This window comes from Bacillus sp. UMB0893 (genome assembly GCF_002858905.1).
Lineage (GTDB): Bacteria > Bacillota > Bacilli > Bacillales > Bacillaceae > Bacillus_P.
Genome location: NZ_PKLB01000001.1, coordinates 1,077,070 through 1,085,278, shown reverse-complemented (window position 1 = coordinate 1,085,278; position 8,209 = coordinate 1,077,070). Strand labels below are relative to the sequence as shown.

The window sequence follows — 8,209 nt, the reverse complement described above, 5'->3', positions numbered from 1 at the left end:
TGAGGAAGTTTTTTTAATACCACGCTGAAAGCTTTTTGGAACCCCGGGCCTAGCCCGGGGTTTTCATTTCACAATCAAAAAGATTGACCTTGTATTAATTATGGTCAATCTTTCTGATAAAATATTTCGCTATGAGCATTTATTTCACTGGATCCACATAATCCGGATAATCCGTAATAATCCCATCTACTTTCATTTCCAAAAGAAAATCAGCTGTTTCTTGACTTCGAACGGTCCATGATTGAATTTTCATTCCTTTTTTATGCACCTGATTTACAAGATCTTTCGAAACGATTGTATAACTTGGATTAAAATAATCTGCATAAGTACTAAATTCTTTTAATGCTGGCTCTGTTGTATCTAAACGTGATGATGTTAGCACACCGATTGGCATTTTTGGCAGGAGTTTATTCATTATCTTCATCGATTCAAAATTAAATGATTGAATGATTGTTTTCTCATTTTGAGGTTTATCCAGGTTTCGTTTTTTTAGCTCTTTTGCAACGCTTTTTTCGATTCCAGGGTATAGTTCAGGTGCCTTCAATTCAATTAAAATACCGATTTTACCGTGATATCGATCAAGAATTTCATCAAAGGCAGGAATTTTTTCGCCAGTGAATTCTTCTCCCTTCCAGCTGCCTGCATCCAAATTTCGTAATTCTTCATACGTGAGAGATTGAACAAGTCCGCTGCCATCAGTTGTACGGTCAACTGTTGTATCATGAATCACCACTAATTTACCGTCTTTGCTTCTTTGTACGTCAATCTCAATGTAGTCTGCTTTCATTTCCACCGCTTTGTCAAAAGCTGCAATGGTGTTCTCTGGTGCATATCCTGAAGCTCCACGATGAGCAACATTATCCACCTTCTGCCCCGCTGATTCTGCTGCAAATGCTTGGTTGAACGGACTGACAAATAATGCAAGTGCGAAACCCGCTCCTGCTAGCCATTTTTTATTCAATTTCAACCTCTCCCATACTATTAATTTTTGAAACACTCTTAGTCTAATAGAAAATTGTTTATTAAGTATGTGGAAAATATGTCAGAATATTTTCATTACCGTGAAGAAGAATAGGATGATTTTCATACTTTCATTTACAAACATTTCAGACCAGTTCTCCCTCTCTTGGAAAAATGAAACAGCTATTTTGAAGTTCACGGCATGATAAAATAGCGTGAAGGAAGTGATGACTTTGAAGTGGATTATAAAACATATTATTCTATTATTATTCTTACCTATATTGCTTAGCTTGGATCCACTTACCTACGATTCTGATTATCATGCCATTTATAAATCTCCAGAAGGTATTCTTTTCCTTAGCTATACCAATGCTTGGGACGAAGAAAAATTGAAACAGCTTTACCAGGAATTAATTAAAAATAAGCATGGAGATGAACTTCAGTTTCTTCAAGAAGTTCGAGTCAGAGGCGGTGCATTTGGTGCATCAACAACAAAAGGCAGTTTTCATGCTTTAACAGATACAATCACTCTTTATCAGGGTGATAAATATACGGATGTCTCTTCTTACACGGACACACTTTCACATGAGTATGGTCATCATTTTGCTTATCATTATCTGCAGTCTCATCACTTTCCATTTTCCGAATGGAGTAAAATTAGAGGATTGGAAAAGAAGCCTGTAAGATGGGATGCTTATTGGAACTATGCTGACGAAAATCATAAATGGTATCCGCAAGAAATAATAGCTGAAGATTATGTGCTTTTATATGGATCTGGGAAAAAAGGATACATGCAAGATGTAACAAGCAGCAATGAAGCGTTTTATTTGAGAACACAGCACGAAAACGAGGATATTCCAAATGTCTTGGGAAATAAGGAGCTCATTACTTATCTTGAGGAAGCAAGCGGCTTAAAAGTTGATAAAGATCGACTATTAAAAACACCAACCTTAATAGAAGCCAAGAATCAAGAAGTCATTTTCAAAATAACAGAGAGAAAAGATGTTGCCTATAAAGTCAATTTTACGTTTTATGAGGATGGTATAAAAAAGGATACAAAAGAAATTCTCAGGATTTCATCTCCCGATACGAATGAATTGAAAATTTCAATGCAGGACTTATTGAATCAGGAGTATCTTTCACAAACTGTCAAAGTTACAGTTGACGTACTTGATCTCAATACCTCAATTGGTTTTGAAACAAAAGATATCTATCTTAATATAGATAGTAATCTAATTTCAATCAAATAAATATCCATCGATCTTCTCAGCAGTATGTGTTTTTCAAACCTGGGATTGAACTTGTTTTAAAATCGATTTACAATAGTGCCACTCGCTCTCCTCTGGTGAAACAACATGTTTTATGTGGTGATTTTTCACCACTTTTCTTATTTGTTATTTTTATTATTTTAATGATAAGCAACGAAAACGGTTATACTTCGTCATCTCACCTTCATAGCCACCACCATATTTACAAGACCCATACAGAACGACATTCAATATCCCCCCTTACTTGAGAACGTATCACTTAAAGGCTTTCTCCTTCTTCTTGGATAGAAGTTGTAGACCTTGTGAGTTAAATATCACAGACACTTTAGGTAAAGTCCTATTTCTAATATAATTTTGTCAGATTCCTTAGCACTATGGGCTAATTTTATAGTCCATTTTTTATTATTTTCTATTATATATGAGATGTATTGGGTGTTTTTAATAGACAAAAACATTTCCACCTGAATAAGATAGCTATATAATTAGTGGACGAGGAATGAGACTATGCCTTCAATTATAGGATCTATCAATATCAATACAGTATCTGGCGGAGTTGTGAATTTTGGAGATTCTTTTAATATCTCCCCTAAAAGTGTGTCTAAAGCGATTACTGGGTCCGGCGGAGGCAATAACGGAAATTTTATTACAGTTAATAATGGTATTAGCAAAACCAATAGTATTGATCCTGATGTTAATGATCTGAATCAAGCAGCAAATCTTTAAATGTCTTAACAACACCACGAATTTCTAATACTCCGAAATGATAATGCTATTAAAACAGAACTACTATCCACTTTAAGATCCTTATGTAGTTTCGACATTTTTTAATGCCAAAGCCTCTGTAACGATCATTTATGTCTAAAATAAAGAGGAAGTTAAAGGACAAACATAGCAGCAGAGTATGCAGGTAGAATCGGTTATACTACTCCACGTGATTTTTTTCTTTATGCTTTAAATTGAATTCCTAGAAGCCGAAAGCATTTATTCATCAATAATGAATAAATGCCTTCATTAACGATTCATTTAGACAGATTGAAACCCCTTGGGCACCCAAGGGGTTTTGTTTTTGTTAACTTTCTATTAGGAGCTAATATTTAAACAACAACAAAGCTTTTATTGTACGATGTTACACTTTAATTGTAGAATCATAAAATTGATAGCCACTTTTGAAAGTCCCTTACACTTCGTTCGTTTTTTTAGCACTTTTCTTTAGGGACCATTTTTATAGACAATCAAATTTCTATATATTTGCTAGTAGGGGACATCTTTAAATAAGCAATCGAAAAGCACAAACAGGGTTCAGTTTATTCAACCCAAAAAAAGACATTCCCATAAGCATGTCCTGTAAAGGAAATTCTTTGGTAATGTCGTCATCGATTTTTTTCATTCCCGGCTAAAGTCGGAAACCTTTTAGGCTCAATGAAGATTCAGAAATTCGGTTTTTTACCTTTTATTTAGTTTCTTCTATCTCATTATCTCCCCAGCACTCTGTGTTTTTCAGGCCTGGAATTGAGCTTGCTTTAAATACAGGGTTCTTCCCTTCCTTGCGCTGGCGTCCGTAATCTTTTAAAACTGCAAACGCAAGTTTAGAAAGAATAGCTATTGCAATCAGGTTGGTTACAGCCATTAGACCCATAAATAGATCTGCCATGTCCCAAATAAGCTGGAAGCCTGAAACAGATCCAAAGATCACCATTCCAATTACAGCTATTCGATAAATAAATAAAACCGTTTTATTTCCATTCAAGAATTCAATATTTGTTTCGCCATAGTAATAATTTCCGATAACCGAACTGAATGCGAACAGCAGAATGGCAACAGCCAAGAATGTTCCAGCCCAGTCGCCGATATGTGACTGCAAAGCAGCTTGAGTAATCTGGATGCCATCTAATGCTGAATCTGGTGTCGTATCAAATAATAGGATAAGGAACGCCGTTGTGCTGCAGATTATGATTGTGTCAAAGAAAACACCAAGTGTTTGAATAAAGCCTTGTTTTGCCGGATGAGTAACACTTGCCGTTGCAGCCGCGTTTGGCGCACTCCCCATACCAGCTTCATTTGAGAACAAGCCTCTTTTGATTCCATTTTCAATCGCTGCACCTATTCCGCCGCCTACAGCTTGTTCAAAACCAAATGCATTAGTGAAAATAACAGCCATGACCGAAGGCACTTCCGATATATTGCCGATAACGACTACTAAAGCCACACCTATGTATATCAAGGCCATTACAGGAACAATAATCTGACTGGCAGCAGCAATGCGCTTTAATCCGCCGAATATAATAATTCCTGTGAATACAGCAAGAATAATGCCCATGACCGTTTTATCCACGTTAAATGAACTTTCAAATGCAAGTGCGATCGTATTCGCCTGCACTGCATTAAAAATTAATCCAAAGCAAAGCGTAATCAAGATTGCAAATAAGACTCCCATCCACTTTGCATTTAACGCTTTTTCCATATAATAAGCTGGTCCGCCTCTGAATTGATCGCCATCTTTTACTTTGTAGACTTGAGCAAGTGTGCTTTCTACAAAACTTGAAGCCATACCGACAATGGCGATTAGCCACATCCAGAAGACTGCTCCTGGTCCGCCGACTGCAATTGCTATGGCAACGCCTGCCAGGTTTCCTGTGCCGACACGTGAGGCTGCACTGATAAAGAAGGCCTGCAGCGATGAAATGCCTCTTTTTCCTTCTTTCGATACCATGCCTGGTTCTTTTAATAACCGGAACATTTCTCCAAAATAACGAAACTGCACGAATTTAGAACGGATTGTGAAATATAATCCAAGTCCTACGAGCATATAAATAAGCAAATAAGACCAAAGAACCGTATTTCCGCTTGAGATGATTGCTTTTAAAAACTCCATGTAAAACCTCCTGAAAATAATGATAATTTAATAATTATGTTAGGTAATCTAACATCACAAAAGTAAATTATATCACTTTTAGTCGGTTTGTATAGGAAAAACAAAAAAATTTCCTCTATGCTAAATTGTGATATTGCGTTATGATAGGTCTATTATTAAAAAGAGGAGGAGTGTTATGACACAGCGTATCCTCTTAATTCTCATTGCCTTACTCCTTGCAGGAACAATTCAGCACGTCCAGCATTATAAATCTGTTTTTCCTGCATTTGATCTTGAAGAGCATGTGAAACCTTTCGGTGATAGTAAAGAAGATGATTTTAAATTCACATTTTTCACAGAGTTTGATACAGGAGAAAAAGAGTCTTATCTTTTAGTTGCTCTTTTTAATCTGTGCATGCTGGCTAGTTTGCTTGCCGGCAAAAGGTTTTTACTGGCTGTCTTTTATCAATCTTCCTATTTCGGCCAACATCGCTTCCATCCTAAAGACAATTAAAAAAGGAGGAGGCCGCCACGATGTTTTGGTTAAGATTGATCATGGTGACAAGTTTTTCATTAACGGCTGTCAGTCTATTTTTGTATCAGGGTATTGAGATTATGCATGCATTCACTGATTACTTCACTAAAAATAAATAAAAGAAAAAGACATCCTCTTTTTTACTAGAAGGATGTCTTTTTTTGACTTATTGTTTAGCTGTAACGAGCCAAACCTCTTTTACCGGACCTGCTTCTCCCTCGTCTATAAAGAATGACCCGTTGCTGTAACGGTCATTTGCTCTTAAAGTTTTGGGTTCAATTTCTTCGATTTGGCCTTTTTCTGTTTTGATGATAATTTTGTCATCTGTCTGAATAAGGTTCATGCCTACAATGCGATGAGGATTATTTTTCAGCTCCCGCAGCATGATCAGTCCCCGTTTTGCACGTGATGTTTTTTCGAATTCCTTCAGCGACATCTTTTTCGCTGCACCTCTTTGAGTGACAATGATAATGGAAGGAATTTCACCTGAGCGGAATACCGAACCTCCGACTAAGAAGTCATCTTCTTTTAAGTTAATACCTTTAACTCCCGCTGCTCTGGCTCCAACGATGTTGACTTCTTCCTCAGAAAACCATAGACCGTATCCATTTTGAGTGGCTAAAAAGATTTCATCTTTTCCTGAGGTTACATGAACGTCAATAAGAACATCCTGGTCTTTAAGGTTAACTGCCATTAATGCTTTAGAATATCGCTGAGCCTTATATAACCTTAGTTCTGTTTTCTTGACCATGCCGTTCTTCGTCACAAATAAGAGATATTGTTCTGTGCTGAAATCTTTGACAGGAATCGCTTTTATCAGCTGTTCATCCCGCTCAAGATTCACAATGTTCGCGATGTGCTGTCCAAGGTCCTTCCAGCGGATATCTGGAAGTTCATGAACAGGACAATAAATGTAATTTCCTTTATTCGTAAAGAGAAGGACTACTTCAGTTGTATTCACATCAAATTTTGCAAGCAATCGATCTGTTTCCTTCATACCGAAGTCCTGTCCGTTTGAGGCTGCGTATGATCGCCCGCTTGTTCGTTTAATGTACCCATCTTTTGTAACCGTCACAATCACATCTTCTGATGCAATCATGACTTCCAGATTGATTTTGATTTCCTGTATTTCATTCTCAATCACAGATCTTCTTTCATCAGCATACGTTTTTTTGATTTTTTTCAAATCTGATTTTATGACTTGGAACAATCTTTTATCATTGTTTAAGATTTCAAGCAGCGTTGTTATTTTTTCATCAAGTTCCTTTGCTTCACTTTGCAGGGCTGTAATATCTGTGTTTGTTAAGCGATATAGCTGCAAAGATACAATGGCTTCTGCCTGAAGCTCCGTAAATTGAAATTTTGAAATTATGTTGTCTTTTGCATCCCGCTTGTCTTTTGAAGCGCGGATGGTCGCAATCACTTCATCTAGTATAGATAATGCCTTAATTAACCCTTCAACAATATGCTGTCTTTCTCGTGCTTTCTGCAAATCATAATTAGAGCGGTTCGTAATGACTTCTTTCTGATGCGTTATATACGCATCTAATATCGTCGGAAGCGTCATTAATGTTGGTCTGCGGTTATGTATAGCAACCATGTTGAAATTGTAAGTCACTTGCAAATCGCTGTTTTTATATAGGTAATTTAATATACCCTGCCCATCTGCTTCTTTTTTCAGCTCAATCACAATCCGCAGACCCGTGCGATCTGTTTCGTCACGGACCTCTGCAATGCCGTCAAGCTTACGTTCAACTCGGAACTCATCCATCCGTTTGACAAGATTGGCTTTGTTCACTTCAAACGGTATTTCTGTGATGACGATTTGCTGTTTCCCGCCTCTAATGCTTTCAATTTCTGCTTTGCTGCGGATAATGATCTTGCCTTTTCCCGTTTCATAGGCTTTCTTAATGCCATCGATTCCCTGAATAATGCCTCCTGTTGGAAAATCAGGACCTTTGATAACTTGCATTAAATCATCAACCGAACAATCTGGCTGATCAATTCGTTTCATAACAGCATCAATGACTTCACCAAGATGATGAGGAGGAATATCTGTCGCATAGCCTGCTGATATTCCTGTTGAACCATTCACAAGCAAGTTCGGATACATGGCTGGGAGGACGAGAGGTTCCTGACTTGTATCATCAAAGTTAGGAACAAATTCGACCGTTCGTTTATCAATATCACGCAAAAGTTCAGCTGCTATCGGTGAAAGCCTGGCTTCTGTATAACGCATGGCTGCCGGAGGATCTCCATCATTGCTTCCGTTATTTCCATGCATTTCAATGAGCAGATTGCGGACTTTCCAATCCTGGCTCATCCTTACCATAGCGTCATATACAGACGTATCTCCATGAGGATGATAGTTGCCGATAACGTTACCGACTGTCTTTGCTGATTTACGGAAATTTTTATCATTTGTATTTCCATCCACATGCATGGCATACAGGATTCTGCGCTGTACAGGCTTTAACCCGTCACGTGCATCAGGTAATGCTCTGTCTTGAATGATGTATTTACTGTAGCGTCCAAAACGGTCACCTATCACATCTTCAAGAGGGAGATCGCGAAATTTTTCTGGCTGTGTCATTT

6 protein-coding genes are annotated in these 8,209 nt (G+C 37.6%); 3 read left to right on the top strand and 3 right to left on the bottom strand.

Features of this window, described 5'->3' with window-relative positions:
• Nucleotides 1–139: 139 nt before the first annotated feature.
• The gene (locus tag CYJ36_RS05525) at nucleotides 140–961 is read right to left on the bottom strand and encodes a glycerophosphodiester phosphodiesterase (protein WP_101565547.1); all 822 of its coding nucleotides are present in this window, start codon (nucleotides 959–961) and stop codon (nucleotides 140–142) included.
• A 232-nt stretch (nucleotides 962–1,193) separates the two neighbouring features.
• Here CYJ36_RS05525 and CYJ36_RS05520 point away from each other — a divergent pair, with 232 nt between their 5' ends.
• Both CYJ36_RS05520 and CYJ36_RS05515 read left to right on the top strand, forming a co-directional pair.
• On the top strand, nucleotides 1,194–2,210 hold the full coding sequence (locus CYJ36_RS05520) for a hypothetical protein (protein WP_101565545.1): 1,017 nt from the start codon (nucleotides 1,194–1,196) through the stop codon (nucleotides 2,208–2,210).
• Between the two features lie 522 nt (nucleotides 2,211–2,732).
• Nucleotides 2,733–2,951: a spore germination protein gene (locus tag CYJ36_RS05515; RefSeq protein WP_101565543.1), complete on the top strand. Its 219-nt coding sequence runs from the start codon at nucleotides 2,733–2,735 to the stop codon at nucleotides 2,949–2,951.
• A gap of 727 nt (nucleotides 2,952–3,678) precedes the next feature.
• Here the strand turns inward: CYJ36_RS05515 and CYJ36_RS05510 are convergent.
• Nucleotides 3,679–5,100 carry an alanine/glycine:cation symporter family protein gene (locus tag CYJ36_RS05510; RefSeq protein WP_101565542.1) on the bottom strand — a complete coding sequence of 474 codons (1,422 nt, stop codon included), beginning with the start codon at nucleotides 5,098–5,100 and terminating at the stop codon, nucleotides 3,679–3,681.
• A gap of 175 nt (nucleotides 5,101–5,275) precedes the next feature.
• Between CYJ36_RS05510 and CYJ36_RS05505 the strand changes: the two genes are divergently transcribed.
• Nucleotides 5,276–5,593: a hypothetical protein gene (locus CYJ36_RS05505; RefSeq protein WP_101565540.1), complete on the top strand. Its 318-nt coding sequence runs from the start codon at nucleotides 5,276–5,278 to the stop codon at nucleotides 5,591–5,593.
• 187 nt (nucleotides 5,594–5,780) lie between these two features.
• Here the strand turns inward: CYJ36_RS05505 and parC are convergent, their stop codons facing one another.
• Entirely contained in the window at nucleotides 5,781–8,207 is a 2,427-nt protein-coding gene (gene parC, locus CYJ36_RS05500) for a DNA topoisomerase IV subunit A (protein ID WP_101565538.1), read from the bottom strand.
• Between the last annotated feature and the right edge of the window lie 2 nt (nucleotides 8,208–8,209).